This window comes from Variovorax boronicumulans (genome assembly GCF_040544675.1).
GTDB lineage: Bacteria > Pseudomonadota > Gammaproteobacteria > Burkholderiales > Burkholderiaceae_C > Variovorax > Variovorax boronicumulans_D.
The window spans coordinates 488307-504514 of the sequence record NZ_JBEPKK010000002.1 but is presented as its reverse complement, the minus strand read 5'-3'; the positions used below and the strand labels follow the sequence as shown (position 1 = coordinate 504514).

The 16208-nt window shown below is 67.2% G+C and carries 17 protein-coding genes; 7 read left to right on the top strand and 10 right to left on the bottom strand.

What is annotated here, in order from left to right:
* Positions 1-89 precede the first annotated feature (89 nt).
* The 8 genes from ABIC90_RS05400 to ABIC90_RS05365 form a co-directional block, all read right to left on the bottom strand.
* The gene (locus ABIC90_RS05400; RefSeq protein WP_354353029.1) at positions 90-1031 is read right to left on the bottom strand and encodes a ParB/RepB/Spo0J family partition protein; all 942 of its coding nucleotides are present in this window, start codon (positions 1029-1031) and stop codon (positions 90-92) included.
* Positions 1031-1576: an RBBP9/YdeN family alpha/beta hydrolase gene (locus ABIC90_RS05395; protein ID WP_354353028.1), complete on the bottom strand. Its 546-nt coding sequence runs from the start codon at positions 1574-1576 to the stop codon at positions 1031-1033. Before ABIC90_RS05395 ends, ABIC90_RS05400 begins: the two co-directional genes overlap by 1 nt.
* Positions 1577-1618: 42 nt before the next feature.
* Positions 1619-2527, bottom strand: coding sequence for a ParA family protein (locus ABIC90_RS05390; protein ID WP_354353027.1), 909 nt, complete (start codon positions 2525-2527; stop codon positions 1619-1621).
* 31 nt (positions 2528-2558) lie between these two features.
* Positions 2559-3173 carry a LysE family transporter gene (locus tag ABIC90_RS05385; protein WP_354353026.1) on the bottom strand — a complete coding sequence of 205 codons (615 nt, stop codon included), beginning with the start codon at positions 3171-3173 and terminating at the stop codon, positions 2559-2561.
* A gap of 114 nt (positions 3174-3287) precedes the next feature.
* Positions 3288-3929 (bottom strand): 16S rRNA (guanine(527)-N(7))-methyltransferase RsmG, encoded by a 642-nt coding sequence (rsmG, locus tag ABIC90_RS05380; protein ID WP_354353025.1) that lies wholly within the window; start codon positions 3927-3929, stop codon positions 3288-3290.
* A complete protein-coding gene (gene mnmG / locus ABIC90_RS05375; protein WP_354353024.1) occupies positions 3926-5893 on the bottom strand; it encodes a tRNA uridine-5-carboxymethylaminomethyl(34) synthesis enzyme MnmG in 1968 nt (655 codons plus the stop codon). The genes rsmG and mnmG overlap by 4 nt, the downstream gene beginning before the upstream one ends.
* 174 nt (positions 5894-6067) lie before the next feature.
* The gene (locus tag ABIC90_RS05370; protein WP_354353022.1) at positions 6068-6961 is read right to left on the bottom strand and encodes a transglutaminase-like domain-containing protein; all 894 of its coding nucleotides are present in this window, start codon (positions 6959-6961) and stop codon (positions 6068-6070) included.
* Positions 6962-7001: 40 nt separating this feature from the next.
* The gene (locus ABIC90_RS05365) at positions 7002-7187 is read right to left on the bottom strand and encodes a DUF1328 family protein (RefSeq protein WP_354353021.1); all 186 of its coding nucleotides are present in this window, start codon (positions 7185-7187) and stop codon (positions 7002-7004) included.
* A 196-nt stretch (positions 7188-7383) separates the two neighbouring features.
* Between ABIC90_RS05365 and gstA the strand changes: the two genes are divergently transcribed.
* The 6 genes from gstA (at position 7384) to ABIC90_RS05335 (ending at position 12990) form a co-directional block, all read left to right on the top strand.
* Complete coding sequence (gene gstA / locus ABIC90_RS05360) at positions 7384-7992, top strand: glutathione transferase GstA (RefSeq protein ID WP_354353020.1); 609 nt, start codon at positions 7384-7386, stop codon at positions 7990-7992.
* Between the two features lie 142 nt (positions 7993-8134).
* Positions 8135-8917 (top strand): enoyl-CoA hydratase/isomerase family protein, encoded by a 783-nt coding sequence (locus ABIC90_RS05355; protein ID WP_354353019.1) that lies wholly within the window; start codon positions 8135-8137, stop codon positions 8915-8917.
* Positions 8914-10740: an acyclic terpene utilization AtuA family protein gene (locus ABIC90_RS05350; RefSeq protein ID WP_354353018.1), complete on the top strand. Its 1827-nt coding sequence runs from the start codon at positions 8914-8916 to the stop codon at positions 10738-10740. Before ABIC90_RS05355 ends, ABIC90_RS05350 begins: the two co-directional genes overlap by 4 nt.
* Positions 10741-10851: 111 nt before the next feature.
* On the top strand, positions 10852-11955 hold the full coding sequence (locus ABIC90_RS05345; protein WP_354353017.1) for an alkene reductase: 1104 nt from the start codon (positions 10852-10854) through the stop codon (positions 11953-11955).
* A gap of 85 nt (positions 11956-12040) precedes the next feature.
* The gene (locus tag ABIC90_RS05340) at positions 12041-12526 is read left to right on the top strand and encodes a RidA family protein (protein WP_354353016.1); all 486 of its coding nucleotides are present in this window, start codon (positions 12041-12043) and stop codon (positions 12524-12526) included.
* Complete coding sequence (locus ABIC90_RS05335) at positions 12523-12990, top strand: GNAT family N-acetyltransferase (RefSeq protein WP_354353015.1); 468 nt, start codon at positions 12523-12525, stop codon at positions 12988-12990. The genes ABIC90_RS05340 and ABIC90_RS05335 overlap by 4 nt, the downstream gene beginning before the upstream one ends.
* Positions 12991-13124: 134 nt before the next feature.
* Here ABIC90_RS05335 and ABIC90_RS05330 read toward each other — a convergent pair whose 3' ends face one another.
* Both ABIC90_RS05330 and ABIC90_RS05325 read right to left on the bottom strand, forming a co-directional pair.
* A complete protein-coding gene (locus ABIC90_RS05330; protein WP_354353014.1) occupies positions 13125-14522 on the bottom strand; it encodes a sensor histidine kinase in 1398 nt (465 codons plus the stop codon).
* Positions 14519-15208, bottom strand: coding sequence for a response regulator transcription factor (locus tag ABIC90_RS05325; protein WP_354353013.1), 690 nt, complete (start codon positions 15206-15208; stop codon positions 14519-14521). The genes ABIC90_RS05330 and ABIC90_RS05325 overlap by 4 nt, the downstream gene beginning before the upstream one ends.
* Before the next feature lie 138 nt (positions 15209-15346).
* On the opposite strand from ABIC90_RS05325, the gene ABIC90_RS05320 reads away from it, so the two are divergent.
* Positions 15347-16207 carry an alpha/beta hydrolase gene (locus ABIC90_RS05320; RefSeq protein WP_354353012.1) on the top strand — a complete coding sequence of 287 codons (861 nt, stop codon included), beginning with the start codon at positions 15347-15349 and terminating at the stop codon, positions 16205-16207.
* The last annotated feature ends 1 nt before the right edge of the window (position 16208 follow it).

Here is a 16208-nt window from a genome sequence, read left to right as displayed (position 1 = left end):
GAGATATTGGTTAGCAAAAATCCAGCCGAAGGATACGCGCAAAGGATTGCAGCAATCAATCAAACGAATGACATGGGCGGATTTCAAAACTAGGCTGTTCGGCGGATGCGCTCGATCAATCCATTGAGCGCTTCGATGGAGCCGAAGTGGATCGCCAGTTCGCCGCTTTCGCCACGCTTCGTGCGCTTCTTGATGCGCACTTCGACTTCGGCGGTGAGCAGGTCGGCCAGCTCTTCTTCCACGCGCTGCAGGTCGCGCGACTTCTCGCCGGCGTTGCCGCGGCGGGACGGCGTGAGGGTGAACTCGGCCGCCAGCTTCTTCACCAGCGCCTCGGCTTCGCGCACCGACATCTTCCTGGCGGCGATCTGGTTGGCCGCCGTGATCTGCGTGCCGCGGTCCAGCGAGAGCAGCGCGCGGGCGTGGCCCATGTCGATGTCGCCGGCCATCAGCATCAGCTGCGCCGGCTCGGCCAGGTTCAGCAGGCGCAGCAGGTTGCTGGCTGCGCTGCGGGAGCGGCCCACGGCCTGCGCGGCCATTTCGTGAGTGAGCCCAAACTCGGCGACCAGGCGTTGCAGGCCTTGGGCTTCTTCGAGCGGGTTGAGGTCTTCGCGCTGGATGTTTTCGATCAGCGACATGGCCGCCGCGGCCTCGTTGGGCACGTCGCGCACCAGCACCGGCACGCTGTCCAGGCCCGCGAGCCTGGCGGCACGAAAGCGCCGCTCGCCCGCGATGATTTCGTATTCGGCGTTCTTGGCGGCGGCCGATTCGGCATCGAGCCGGCGCACCAGGATCGGCTGCATGATGCCCTGCACCTTGATGCTTTCGGCCAGCTCGTAGAGCGCGCCCTCGTCCATGCGGGTGCGCGGCTGATAGACGCCGGCCACCATCTGGTCGAGCATCAGCGTGGTCGGATTTGGCGACGCGCCGCCCTCTTCTGCTGAAGCGTTGCCGTGGTCGGCGGCGGGTGCGGCCGTCGGGCCGAGCAGCGCCTCGAGGCCGCGGCCCAGGCCCTTGGGTTTCTTGGTCGCCATCAGTTCTTGTCTTTCGAAATGTCGTTCAGGAGTTGCCGGCCCTCGGGCCAGTCGCCCAGGCCGGATTCGGCGTTCAGGTGGCCGCCCGTGCCGGCATCGACGAAGCGGGCGCCCCAGTCCTTCGCCAGCTGCTGCGAGCGCGACGCGTCGCAATACGGATCGTCGTTGGCGGCGACCAGCACGGCCGGGAATGGCAGCGGCTGACGCACGATCGGTGCCCAGCCGGGAATCAGTTGCCGCAGGTCGTCTCGCTCCAGGTCTCCGGGCGCCACCAGCAGTGCGCCGCGCACCTTGTGCGTGTTGCGCGAATGCGCAGCCCAGGCGGCGACGAGGATGCAGCCGAGGCTGTGCGCCGCAAAGACCACCGGGCCGGGCGCGGCCAGCACTTCTTCTTCGAGGCGCGCGGACCAGTCGCCGCGCAGCGGCCGCATCCATTCATGCTGCTCGACGCGGCGGTCGCCGTGTGTCGACTCCCAGATGGTTTGCCAATGGCCGGGGCCGCTGTTCTGCCAACCCGGCAGCAGCAGGATGCGAGAAACTGTCATTTGCTACGAACTTGATAGCGCCCGGCCAAGCCAAGGCAGGCGTCAGGCGCTGTTTTCACTGGTGGAGCCTGGCGCGGGCGCCAGCACATCCTGGGGAATCGCCAGATCCGGCGCGATGCGTTCGACCGGCGCAATCGGCGGCGCCACCGCGCCGGTCGCGAAAGCACTGGCCGGCGGCATCTTCTCGACCAGCTCCTGCGCGAACGCAATGAAAGCCTGGCTGCCGCGAGCGGCCGGGTCGAACACCACGCCCGGCAGGCCGTAGCTCGGCGCCTCGGCCAGCCGCACATTGCGCGGGATCACGGTGTCGAACACCTTGTCGCCGAAGTGGGACTTGAGCTGCTCGCTCACCTGCTGCTGCAGCGTGATGCGCGGATCGAACATCACGCGCAGCAGGCCGATGATCTGCAGGTTCTTGTTGAGGTTGGCGTGCACCTGCTTGATGGTGTTGACCAGGTCGGTCAGCCCTTCGAGCGCAAAGTACTCGCACTGCATCGGCACGATCACGCCATGGGCGGCGCACAGGCCGTTGAGGGTGAGCAGGCTCAGGCTCGGCGGGCAGTCGATCAGCACGAAGTCGTACTCGGCGCCGACGGCCGCCAGTGCGGTGCGCAGGCGCTTTTCGCGGCGGTCGAGCGCGACCATTTCGACTTCAGCGCCGGCCAGCTCGCGGTTGGCGCCCAGCACGTCGTAGCTGCAACCGCCTTCGATCAGCTTGTCCGACTTGACGCGCGCTTCGGCCACCGAGGCCGATTCGAGCAGCACGTCGTACACCGTGAGCTCCAGTTCGCGCTTGTCGATACCCGAACCCATGGTCGCATTGCCCTGGGGATCCAGGTCGATCATCAGCACCCGTTGGCCCACCTTGGCCAGACCGGCTGCAAGGTTGACGGTGGTGGTGGTCTTGCCGACCCCGCCCTTTTGGTTGGCAACACAAAAAATCTTGGCCATGTCTGTCAGTACCGGAGAGATCAGCGAGTGATCAACGCGAGATCGCGAGCTTGACGCCGAAGGCGATCAGGAAAACACCGGCCAGCTTTTCAAGCGTGCCCGAGATGCGGCGGTTGGCGCGAATGCGCTCGGCGAGGAAATGCGTGAGCAAGGTCGAGGTCAGGCCATACACAAAGGTCAGCGCGGCAATCGTGAGGGCCATGGCGCCGAAGGTAACCAGGCCCTGGTGACGGGCCGGATCAACGAACAGCGGAAAAAAAGCCATGTAGAACACGATGGCCTTGGGGTTCAGCAAGGTGATGGTGAACGCTTGGCGAAGAAAGTGGCTGGGGCGGATGTTGAGGATCGGCGCCGAGCCCGGCTTGGCCAGCAGCATCTTGAAGCCCAGCCACGCGAGATATGCGGCGCCCAGCCATTGCACTGCCTTGAAAGCGGTTGGGTACGCGGCCAGCACCGCCGAAACCCCCGCCACCGCCGCCCACAACAAGCATTGGTCGCCGATGATCAAGCCCGCCGTTGCCGCCAAACCGCCGCGAACTCCGCCTTTGCTGGTCGAGGTGATCAGCGCCAGGTTGCCCGGACCGGGAACCAGGAGGAAGAGAACGATGGCGGCGACGAACGCGCCGTAGTCAGCGATGCCGAACATGGGATTTGCCTCGAAGAAGAGCCAAGGGGGAGGCGTCGAGTCTAAGCGAGGCCAGCGCGACGCAGGCTGCTCAAGCGGCGGCTTTTGCCCGAGCCGCGGCTTCTTTTTACCGAATCAGGCGGGCTGCTTGCGCGCCCAGATGATGCAGCGCTCGGCATCCAGGCCCGGAACCGTCAGTTGTTCCACGTGAAACACCGCCACTTCGGGAGGCAGCGCCGCCAGTTCTTCACTGGGGGTCTTGCCCTTCATGGCGAGCCACACGCCCTCTTCCGCCAACAGATGCTTGGAGCCATTGAAGAAGTCCGGCAGCGAAGCGAAGGCGCGCGAGCTGATGACGTTGTAGCTACCTTCCAGCAACTCGACCCGCGCGTGCAGGCCGCGCAGGTTGGGCAACTCCAACTCGGCCGCCACCTGCTGGACGAATGCGGCCTTCTTGGCCACCGCATCCAGGCAGCTCACATCGACGTCCGGCCGCATGATCGCGATGATCACGCCCGGCAGTCCGGCGCCCGAACCCACGTCGAGCAGCTTGCCCTGCTGCGGATACTGCCGTTTCAACGGCGAGATGACGGCCAGGCTGTCCAGCAGGTGGTGCGTCATCACGCCGGCCGGATCGCGCACCGCCGTGAGGTTGTAGACCTTGTTCCACTTGAGCATCAGCGTGCCATAGGCCAGCAGTTGCTCGGCTTGAAGATCCGACAGGGAGACGCCGAGCGCCGTTGCGCCCTGCCGCAGCGTATCGATGGGCGCGCTCATTCGGCGGACTGCGGCTCGGTGGCTGCTTCCGGGGTCGCGGGGATGGCATCCCGGGCAAAGGCTTTGTGCCCGCCCTTTCGGAGATGAATCATCAAGAGCGAGATGGCTGCCGGCGTCACGCCAGAGATGCGCGAAGCCAGGCCCAGCGTTTCGGGCCGGTGCTTGTCCAGCTTCTGGCGCACTTCAAAGCTCAGTGCCTTGACCTGTCCGTAGTCGAAGTCAGCCGGGAGGCGCAGGCTCTCGAAATGGGCGGCGCGCTCCACCTCGTCGTGCTGGCGCTCGATGTAGCCGGAGTATTTGGCAGAAATCTCGATCTGCTCGATCTCGGTTTCGCTCAACGCCGACGCGGCGCTGTACTTGCCGCCGTCCAGCGACATCAGCGTCTCGTAGTTCACATCGGGCCGGCGCAGCAGGTCAGCCAGGTTGTATTCGTGCTCGATGGCCTTGCCCAGCACCCGCTCCGACTCCGCGGCCGGCAGGTTGCGCGGGTTCACCCAGATCGACTTGAGCCGCTCTGTTTCACGTGAAACAGCATCGCGCTTGCGGCTGAAAGCATCCCAGCGCGCATCGTCGACCAGGCCCAGCTTGCGCCCTGCTTCGGTCAGGCGCATGTCGGCGTTGTCCTCGCGAAGCTGCAGCCGGAACTCTGCCCGGCTGGTGAACATGCGGTACGGCTCGGTCACACCCTTGGTGATCAGGTCGTCGACCAGCACACCCAGATAGGCTTCGTCGCGGCGCGGCAGCCAAGCGTCTTCGCCACGGCATTGCAGCGCGGCATTGATACCGGCGAACAAGCCTTGGGCCGCTGCTTCTTCGTAGCCGGTGGTGCCATTGATCTGTCCGGCGAAGAACAGTCCCTTGACCGAACGTGTCTCGAAGCTGCTCTTGAGTTCGCGCGGATCGAAGTAGTCGTACTCGATCGCGTAGCCCGGACGCAGGATGTGGGCGTTCTCCAACCCCGCCATGGAGCGCACCAGCTGAAGCTGGATGTCGAACGGCAGGCTGGTCGAGATCCCGTTCGGGTAGTACTCGTTGGTCGTCAGGCCTTCGGGCTCCAGAAAAATCTGGTGGCTTTCCTTGTCGGCGAAACGGTTGATCTTGTCTTCCACGCTCGGGCAATAGCGCGGACCGATGCCGTCGATCTTGCCGGTGAACATCGGGCTGCGGTCAAAGCCAGAGCGAATGATGTCGTGCGTGCGCGCATTGGTGTGCGTGATCCAGCAGGCCATCTGGCGCGGGTGCATGTCGGTGCGGCCCATGAAGCTGAACACCGGCATCGGCCCTGCCCCACCGGGCATGCCGTCGCCGGGCTGCTCGGTGCACTTCGAGAAATCGATGCTGCGGCCATCGAGGCGCGGTGGCGTACCGGTCTTGAGGCGGCCTTGCGGCAGCTTCAGTTCCTTCAGCCGCGCCGACAGGCTGATGGCCGGCGGATCGCCCGCGCGCCCGGCCTGGTAGTTGTCCAGCCCGACGTGGATGCGGCCGTCGAGAAAAGTGCCCGCTGTCAACACCACGGTGCGTGCGCGGAAGGCGATGCCCACCTGTGTGATGGCACCGACCACGCGATCGCCCTCCACCATCAGGTCGTCGACCGCTTGCTGGAACAAGCTCAGGTTCGGCTGGTTTTCCAGGCGATGGCGGATCGCGGCCTTGTACAGCACGCGGTCGGCCTGCGCGCGAGTCGCACGCACGGCCGGCCCCTTGCTCGAATTGAGAATGCGGAACTGGATGCCGGCTTCGTCGGTGGCAATGGCCATCGCACCGCCGAGCGCGTCCACCTCTTTCACCAGATGACCCTTGCCGATACCGCCGATCGAGGGGTTGCAACTCATCTGCCCCAGCGTCTCGATGTTGTGGGAGAGCAGCAGCGTCTTGGCGCCCATGCGCGCGGCGGCGAGCGCGGCTTCAGTGCCGGCATGGCCACCGCCGACGACTACACAATCGAATTCTTCGGGGTACAGCATTGGAGAGGGGGCGCACTACTGACGCGTGCGCGGCGCTTGAAGGGGGCACCGATTTTAGTCGGCGATGCCACCTTGCGCCCGTTGTGTGGGCAAGCCGGTCATCAACGCCGCGCCGCTCGCCCCCCAACGGCCAAAAACTCACATTGCTATATATTTAATAGCAAACCATCCTTGTCAGGCGGTCGTTTCCGTCAGTTTGGCAGCTGGCACGGGCACCGGCTTCTCGATGCCCACCAAAGCGCCGCTGGGCGCGGGCGCCGCCGGTGGTTCGACGCTTTCGTCCTGCAACTCGCGGATCACCAGCTTCTTGTCGGTCATGCGCACCGCACCGAAGATCGTGCAGAAGGCCACGTCCTTCGCGTCGCGCCCCGTGCCCACGCGCACCAGGCGGTCGACCGGCGCCATGCGCGTCGGATCGAACAGCACCCACTGGCCGCCGAGCCAGGCTTCGAACACGGCGTGAAAGTCCTGCGGCGGTTCATCGAACCACACATAGCCCACCACCAGCCGCGCCGGAATGTTGAGCGCGCGGCAAAAGGTGATGCCCAGATGCGCGAAGTCGCGGCACACGCCGGCGCGTTCCACGAACACCTCGCGCGCGGTGGTGGTCGAGTCGCTGCTGCCGGGCTCGTAGGCAATGCTTTCGTGGATCCAGTCGACGATGGCTTGCACGCGCCCGATGCCGGGCGGCAGGTCGCCGAAGAGCTGCTGGGCGCAACGAGACATCAGGTCCGACTCGCAATAGCGCGTCGGCATCATGTAGTGCAGCACTTCGTCGGGCACCTCGTTGACCGGCATTTCGCGCAGGTCCAGGGGCACATCCACTTGCGATCGCTGCACCGTCGCCTTGTAGCCGATCTTCAGCGGACCGGGCTTGGCATCGAAACGAATGAAACGGTTGCCGCTGGATTCGTCGCAGAACACCTTCATCTCGGTCGGCGGCTCGATGGTGAGCGTTTCCTCCACCACCGCTTGCGCACCGGCGCGCGCCGCCTCGATGTTGAGCAGCATGTGCGCGGGCGCCGTCACCTCGTATTCGAGCTGGGCGTCGATATGGGAAATGTGCATGGGTGCCCTGTGGGATGCCTATCGAATGCGAAAAGCGCGCTCAGTCCAGCGCCTTCTTCACCGCGCCCACACCCAATGCGGCGAGCACGACGAACAGCACCGCCAGCACGAGGAACAGGCCGAACAGCAGCTTGGCAATGCCGGCCGCGCCTGCGGCCACGCCGCCGAAACCCAGCACGCCGGCCAGGAGGGAAATGACAGCAAAAATAATCGCGTACTTCAGCATGAAGAGCTCCTTGCAACGGGCACTTGCCCACCGTGCAGCGACTTTAAAAATCGGCTGCCCGGTTGCTGATAGTCGGCATGCGCGAGCCGCCGTAGGACAAAAACGCGATGGCGCCAAACCCGCTAGCATCCGCCTCGGTCGCAGCAACAATCGTCCGACGCTACCCATCCCTCGCTATCCATTGGAGTCATTTCGCATGAAGCTTTACTACTCGCCCGGTGCCTGTTCCCTCTCGCCCCATATCGCACTGCACGAGGCCGGCCTGGCCTTCGAACCCGTGCTGGCCAGCACCAAGAGCCACAAGCTGCAGGACGGCACGGACTACTACGGCATCAACCCGCTGGGCTACGTGCCCATGCTGGAACTGGACGACGGCGCGCGCCTGCGCGAAGGCCCGGCCATCCTGCAATACATTGCCGACCTCGCCCCCACCAAGAACCTCGCGCCCGCCAACGGCACGATGCAGCGCTACCGCCTGCAGGAGTGGCTGACCTTCATCGGCACCGAAATGCACAAGGGCTTCAGCCCGCTGTTCAACCCCGCCATGCCGGAAGAAGCCAAGACCATCGCCAAGGACAAGCTCGCCACCCGCTTCAAGTGGCTTGACGGCGAACTCGCCAGCAAGGAGTTCCTGATGGGCGAGCACTTCAGCGTGGCCGACGGCTACCTGTTCACCGTGACCAACTGGGCCAAGCCCACCGGCGTCGACCTCTCGGCCTACCCCAACGTGCAGGCTTGGCATGCGCGCGTCGGTGCGCGTCCTGCCGTGCAGGAAGCAATGAAGGCCGAAGGCCTGCTGAAGTAGACCGAAGCTCACAGAAGCAGTGAAGCGGCCGGGGAGTCCTACGGGAAAACCCCGGCCGCTTCAGCCACAAGCCGCACGATGCGGCTTTTTTTTCGCGTCACGCTACGGGCAGACCTCCAGACCATCGAAGGAACCCAGCGCCATGGCTGAAATCCCTCCCACCGTCGAACTGCGCGAGGAGATGCGCGGCCCCGTCATGTGGCTCACCATCGACCGCGAGGAGCGGCGCAATGCGATCAACGGCGCCGTGCTCGCAGGCCTGGGCGATGCGCTGCGGCGCGCCGACGGCGACCCCGCCGTGCGCGCCGTCGTCATCACCGGCGCCGGCACGCGCGCCTTCTGCGCGGGCGCCGACCTGCAAAGCGGCACGTCGTTCAAGTTCGACTACGCCGCGCCCTACCAGGGCTTCGCCAACCTGTTCCGCCAGGCGCGCCAATCGACCGTGCCGCTGATCGCGCGCGTCAACGGCGCCTGCATGGCAGGCGGCATGGGGATCATGGCGATGTGCGACATGGCGGTGGCCGGCAGCAACGCGGTGTTCGGGCTGCCCGAGGTGAAGGTCGGGCTCTTCCCCGCGCAAGTGCTCAGCGTGCTCGGCGGCCTCCTGCCGCGCCGCGTGCTGGCCGAGATGTGCATCACCGGCGAACCCATCACTGCCGCGCAGGCGCTCGAACACGGCCTCATCAACCGCGTAAGCGACGACGTCGACGAAAGCGTCGACTGGCTGCTGGCCCGCATGCTCGACAAGTCGCCCGCCGCCATCCGCCGCGGGCTCTACACGATGAAGAAGATCGAGGCGATGGCCTTCGAGGAGTCGATGGCCTTCACCGAAAGCCAGATCGGCCTCTTCGCGCTCACCGAGGATGCAGCCGAGGGCCAGCTCGCCTTCCGCGAGAAGCGCAAGCCGCAGTGGAGCGGCCGATGAGCAACACCGGCAACAACGAACGCATCGTCCGCATCGGCGGCGCCTCGGGCTTCTGGGGCGACAGCAGCGTGGGCGCGCCGCAGCTCGTGGCCAGCGGGCAGATCGACTACCTGGTGTTCGACTACCTCGCCGAACTCACCATGTCCATCCTCGCGGGCGCGCGGCTCAAGAAACCGGAGCTGGGCTACGCGACCGATTTCGTTTCCGTCGCGATGAAGTCCGTGCTGAAAGATGTCGTGAAACAAGGCATCCGCGTGGTGAGCAACGCGGGCGGCGTGAACCCTCAAGGCTGCGCCGACGCACTGGCCGCGCTCGCCAAAGAGCAAGGCATCGAACTGAAGATCGCGGTGGTGAGCGGCGACGATGTGTCCCCGCTGCTGCCGCAACTGCGCCAGGCCCAGCCGCCCGTGCACGAACTGCAGAGCGGCGCCGCTCTGCCCGAACGCGTGCTCACCGCCAACGCCTACCTCGGCGCACGGCCCATCCAGGCTGCGCTCGATGCGGGCGCACAGGTGGTCATCACCGGCCGCTGCGTGGACTCGGCGGTCACGCTCGGTGTGCTGATGCACGAATTCGAATGGCAGCCCGGCGAACACGACCTGCTCGCCGCCGGCAGCCTCGCGGGCCACATCATCGAGTGCGGCTGCCAGGCCACCGGCGGCCTGCACACCGACTGGGACACCGTGCCCGACTGGCCGCACATCGGCTACCCCATCGTCGAGTGCAGCGCCGACGGCAGTTTCGTCGTCACCAAGCCCGCGGGCACCGGCGGGAAGCTCACGCCCGCGGTGGTGGGCGAGCAGATGCTCTACGAAATCGGCGACCCCGCGGCCTACCTGCTGCCCGACGTGACGGCCGACTTCACGCAGGTGCGCATCGAACAGGCCGGCGAGCACCGGGTGCGCGTGCACGGCGCGCGCGGCCGTGCGCCCAGCGCGAGCTACAAGGTCAGCGCAACCTACGTCGACGGCTTCAAGACCGGCGCGCAGCTCACCATCGTGGGCTTCGATGCGGCCGCGAAGGCAAGGCGCACGGGCGAGGCGATCCTCACGCGCACGGCTGAACTCTTCACGCAGTCCGGCTTCGGCCCCTACAGCGGCACGCATCTCGAAGTGCTGGGTGCCGAGTCCTGCTACGGCCCGCATGCCAATGCACAGGTGCAGCAGACGCGCGAAGCGGTGCTGCGCCTGGCGGTCACGCATCCGCGCAAGGAGGCACTGGAACTGTTCGCGCGCGAGGTGGCGCCGGCCGGCACCTCGTGGTCTCCGGGCACCACCGGCGCGGGGGGCGGGCGGGCATCGGTGTCACCGTCGATACGGCAGTACGCGTTCCTGCTGGACAAGTCGCAGGTCGAGGCGCGCGCCACCGTGGACGGCCAACCCATCGAGGTGCCGCGCACCGAAGCGCCGCCGCACGCCAGCGCGCCTTCTCCGCAGCCGCTCCAGGCCGTGCCCGCAGACCCCGCACCCCGGCACCCGAACACCGTCGAAGTGCTCCTCATCCGCCTGGCCTGGGCCCGCAGCGGCGACAAGGGCGACACCTCGAACATCGGCGTCATCGCGCGCCACCCCGCGCTGCTGCCGGTGCTGCGCGAGCAGCTCACCGAAGCCCGCGTGGCCGAATGGCTGGCGCACCTCGTCAAGGGCCGTGTCACGCGCTACGAGGTGCCCGGCATCGATGCCTTCAACTTCGTCTGCGAAGAGGCGCTGGGCGGCGGCGGCATGGCGTCGCTGCGCAACGACCCGCTGGGCAAGGGCATGGGGCAGATCCTGCTCGCGCTGCCGGTGCGCGCAAGCCCGGCGATGCTGGCCTTGCTGCCCTGAATGCTTCGCCGTCTGTCGCCCTTTATCACCAAACGCGACAACCGTGCGACAGCAGGGTTGAGGCCGGGCGCTTAGCCTTGCGCCTGTTTCAACTCTGCTCCCCCGTCCACGATGACCACCCTTTTCGACCCCGTACAAGCCGGCGACCTGAAGCTCGCCAACCGCATCGTGATGGCGCCGCTGACGCGCAACCGCTCGCCCAATGCCGTACCGACCGAGCTCGCCGTCACCTACTACGCGCAACGCGCCACCGCCGGCCTGCTGATCACCGAAGCCACCGCCATCAGCCACCAGGGCCAGGGCTACGCCGACGTGCCGGGCCTCTACGGCACCGAGCAGCTGGACGCCTGGAAGCGCGTGACCGACGCGGTGCATGCCGAGGGCGGCAAGATCGTCGTGCAGCTCTGGCATGTGGGCCGCGTCTCGCACACTGAACTGCAACCCGATGGCGGAAAGCCCGTCGCGCCTTCGGCCATCACCGCCAAGACCAAGACCGTGCTCATCAAGAACGGCGTGCCGACCTTCGTGGAAACCTCCGAGCCGCGCGCCCTGGACGCCGGCGAGTTGCCGGGCATCGTGCACGCCTTTGCGGTGGCGGCGCGCAGCGCGGTCGAGACCGCCGGCTTCGACGGCGTGGAACTGCATGGCGCCAACGGCTACCTGCTCGACCAGTTCCTCAAGGACGGCAGCAACAAGCGCACCGACGACTACGGCGGCAGCATCGAGAACCGTGCCCGCCTGCTGCTCGAAGCCACGCGCGCCGTGGTCGACGCCGTCGGCGGCGGCAAGACCGGCATCCGCCTGTCGCCCGTCACGCCCGCCAACGACGCGCACGACAGCGACCCGCAGCCCCTGTTCACCTACGTGGTCAAGCAGCTCGCACAGCTGAACCTGGCCTACGTCCACATCATCGAAGGCGCCACCGGCGGCCCTCGCGAGATCGAGGACCGCCCCTTCGACTACGAAGCCCTCAAGGCCGCCTACCGCGAAGCCGGCGGCAAGGGCGCATGGATGGTCAACAACGGCTACGACAAGCCGCTGGCCGATCAAGCCGTCAAGGAAGGCGACGACCTCGTGGCCTTCGGCAAGCCCTTCATCTCCAACCCCGATCTGGTGCGCCGCCTGCGCGAGAACGCACCGTTCAACGAGCTGGACAAGGCCACCATGTACGGCGGCGGTGCGAAGGGCTACACGGACTATCCGGCGCTCGCCTAAGCAAGCATTCCGCACGGCACGCGCGCACCCTGAGCCATGGCAAGATGCGGCGGACTTTTTTCAGTCCGCCGCAGGAGAAAACGCCATGGCCCGCATCGCGCAACGACTGGCAGCACTCGGCCTCGCGCTGCCACCGTCCATCATGCCGCCGCCGGGCGTGATGCTGCCTTTCGATTTCGTGCGCATCGCCGGGCGGCGCGCACTCATCTCCGGCCACGGCCCGCTCAACCCGGACGGCACCCTCGCCGTGCCGCTGGGCAAGCTGGGCCATGACCTCAGCGTCGAGCAAGGCTACGCAGCGGCCCGGCTCACGGCGCTCGCCATGCTCGGCAGCCTGCAACGCGCCCTCGGAGACCTGGACCGCATCACCGCCTGGACGCGCGTGTTCGGCATGGTGGCTTCCGCGCCCGGCTTCGACAAACAGCCCGCGGTCATCAACGGCTTCTCCGACCTGATCCTCGAACTCTTCGGCCCCGACGTGGGCGCGCATGCGCGCAGCGCGGTGGGCATGGCGGAACTGCCGTTCAACATCCCGGTCGAGATCGAGGGCGAAGTGGAGTTCGACGCATGAGCCGCAGCACCGCCCCGTGGACGCTGAGACGGGCCGACGCGGCCGATGCCGCGTCCGTCAGCGCGTGCGCCGTCGAAGCCTTCGCCCACTACATTCCGCGCCTGGGCCTCACGCCAATCCCTATGACCAGGGACTACGCCGCCGCCATCGCGCACGCGCAGGTCTGGGTCGCCACGCAGCAAGGCGAAACCATCGCCGCACTGGTGCTCGACATCACCGAAGAAGGCTTCCTGATCGACGTGATCGCGGTGCGGCCGCAGCACCAGGGCACCGGCGCGGGCCGCGCGTTGCTTGAACTCGCCGAACGCGAAGCACTGCGGCAGGGCCACGATTCGATCTACCTTTTCACCAACGAGAAGATGAGCGAGAACCGCGCGCTCTACGAGCGCATCGGCTATGTCGAATACAAGCGCGCGGTGCTCGCGGAACGCACGCGCGTGTTCCTGCGCAAGCCGTTGAAGTGAGCATCGGTCTTGCTCCCTCCCCTCCCGGGGGAGGGCTGGGGTGGGGGCATCGGCCTCCACGCACGCACAGCCTTCTCAAGCGCCGCAAGCCCCCATCCCCGCCTTCCCCCGGGAGGGGAAGGCGCAAGACAGCGCTACGCCACCTCGCCGAAGGCCACGCTCACGCGCAGGCCCGTAGGCTCCGCCGCTTCAATGCGCAGTTCGGCGCCCAGCAGCTCGGCGTAGCGCGACACGATCGACAGCCCCAGCCCCGAGCCCTGCCCCAGCTTCTCGCCGGCCGGACCTTGCGCCCAACGCTGCATCAGGTCGCGCTGCGCATCCAGCGGAATGCCCGGGCCGTCGTCGATCACGCTCAGCGTGCGGCCGGCCAGCTCGACCGTGATCGTGCGGCCGCCGTAGCGCAGCGCGTTGTCGATCAGGTTGTCCAGGATGCCTTCGACCAGCGCCTCGTTGGCCAGCACGGTGACGCCGTCGTCCAGGCCGCGCGCACCGAGGTCCACACCCCGCGCATCCGCGCGCCCCAGGTGGCGCAGCACCGTCTGCTCGGCCAGCACATCGAGCCGCACCGGCTGGCGTGCGAGGCCGGTGCGCGCCTCTTCGGCCAGCGCGAGCGCGAGCAGCTGGTCGATCAGATGGCTGGCGCGCGCCTGGCGCTCGGACACCCGCACGAGCTGCTCCCGCCATACCCTGGAATCGTGCTGCGCCAGGCCGTACTCGGCCAGTGCGCGAATGCCCGCGAGCGGCGTGCGCAGCTCGTGCGCCACATTGCCCACGAACTCGCGCTGCGCCTGCAGGCTGTGGCCCAGCCGGTCGAACAGCGCATTGACCGCATTGCCCAGGCGCTGCAGCTCGCGGGACGTTTGCGCCACCGCCACCGGCGACAGGTCGCGCACATCGCGCCGGTCCAGCGCCTGCTGCAGGTCGGCCAGCGGACGCAGGTCGCTGCGGATGCCGTACCAGAGCCACACGGCGAGCAACACCAGAAGCAGGATCTGCGGCGCCAGCGCAAAGCCCAGCAGCTGCCGCACCAGCGCCGTGCGGCTGAGCGTGGTCTGCGCGATCACCACGCGGTAGGGCATGCCGATGCCGGGCTCGGCATCGTGCTCCAGCACCACCGCGCGCATCGCCTTGCCCTGGTAGTCCAGGTCGGAGAACCGGTAGCGCGCATCGCCGGCGGGCAGCGGCGCGCGGAGGTCGGACTGGCCCGAGATCAAGGTGCCGTCCAGCCGCTGCACCGAGAAGTAGACCTTGTCGACCTGGTCGAAGAGCACCGTCGCCACTTCGCGCGGCGACAGCAGCAGCTCGATGCCGCGCTCCCCGGCCTGCACATTGGCCGACAGCGCATAGGCGTCGTCGAGCATGCCGCGGTCGAAGGCCTGTTCGGAAAAGTAGTTGGCAATGACCAGCGCGATCACCGCGCCGATCATCCATGTGAGCGCCAGCGGCAGCAGCACATTGCGCAGCACCCGCCGCGTGAGCGAGGGCGCGACGGGGGCCGTGGGCGCCACGGGGGCCTTGGCGTCGTGCGTCACACCTCGGCTTCGAGCAGATAGCCGATGCCGCGCAGCGTGCGAATGCTCGCGCCGGTGCCGGCGAGCTTCTTGCGCAGCCGCGAGATGAAGGCCTCCAGCGCGTTGTCGCCCAGCGATTCGTCGAAGCTGGAGAGCTTGTCGGACAGCGCGCGCTTGCTCACCGTGCGGCCCGGCGGGCTCATCAGCTCCCACAGCACTTCGAATTCGCGCGCCGGCAGGTCGAGCGGACCGCCCGCGGTGGAGAAGCGCCGCGCCTTGCGGTCCAGCTTGAGTTGGCCCAGCAGCACGATGTCTTCGGTGCCCTTGGCGCGCCGCACCAGCGCACGCAGGCGCGCTTCGACTTCGGCCAGGTCGAAAGGCTTGCCCAGGTAGTCGTCGGCGCCCGCATCCAGGCCCGCAATGCGTTCTTCGGTGCGGCCGCGCGCGGTGAGCACCAGCACCGGCGTGCGGTCGCCGCGCGCGCGTGCCTGCCGCAGCGCGGTGAGGCCGCTTGCCAGGCCGCTGGTCGGGCTGGCGGTGGCCGGCAGGTTCAGGTCGAGCAGCACCGCATCGAAGGGCTGCACCCGCCAGAGGTGGTCGGCGTCTTCGACGTTGGTCGACACGTCGACCCGGTGGCCCGCATCGGCCAGGCTGCGCAGCATCACGTCGCGCAGGACGGCGTCGTCTTCGACAAGCAGGATTCGCATGGTGTGTATGACTCGATTGGTGACTGCCCAGGTGAAAAAAAGGGTCAGCGGCAGGTCAGTGGCTCGCAGCGATAAACGCGGCATGAGCATACGACAGCAGCATCCGACACAGGCCACTTTCATGGCCTGCACCACGCGATGAGCGCGCGCGATCCGTCCGATCAACTGAGCATGGTCCCTCCCGCGGTGCAACGCACCGCGGTGGTCCTGCTCCATGGTTTATGCAGCACACCTGACGAGCTGCTGACCGTGCAATCGGCCTTGCGTGCGCGGGGCTATGCGGTGCACCCGATGTCGATACCCGGCTACTCCTTCGACGCCGCTGCGCCGATGCAGCAGGCCGTGCCCTACGAACGCTGGATCGACACCATCCAGGCGCAGGTTTCGGCGTTGCGCCGGGAGCACCTGCGCGTGATGCTGGTGGGCATCTCGGCGGGCTCCTCGCTGGCGCTGGGCGCGGCCGTGCGCTGCGGCCGCGAGGTGGATGCGCTGGTGCTGATGTCGACCACGCTGCGCTTCGACGGCTGGGCCATTCCGCGCACCCAGTGCCTGCTGCCGCTGGCCTTCTACACGCCGCTGGGGCGCTTCTGGCAGTACCGCGAGCGCCCGCCCTACGGCGTGAAGAACGAGCGCGTGCGCAGCTGGATCGAGCGCGAGCTGCGCCACCGCAAGATCTCGCGCGCCGGCAGCTCGGTGATCGGCGTGGGCCACCTGCGCGAGCACGACCGGCTCATGCGCCATGTGCGCCGCAACCTGCACAACGTGCAATGCGACCACGTGCTCGCACTGCATGCCCAGCAGGACGAGGTGGCCAGCGTGAGCAACCTGGACATCCTCGCGCGGGGCCTGCGCTGCCGCGGATTTCGCACCGTGGTGCTGGCCAACAGCTACCACATGATCACCATCGACAACGACCGCCAGCAGGTCGTGCGCGAAACCGTGTCGTTCGCCGATGCGCTGGCGCATGGCGCGATGCCCGAGCACCCCCTCTGTCTGTAAA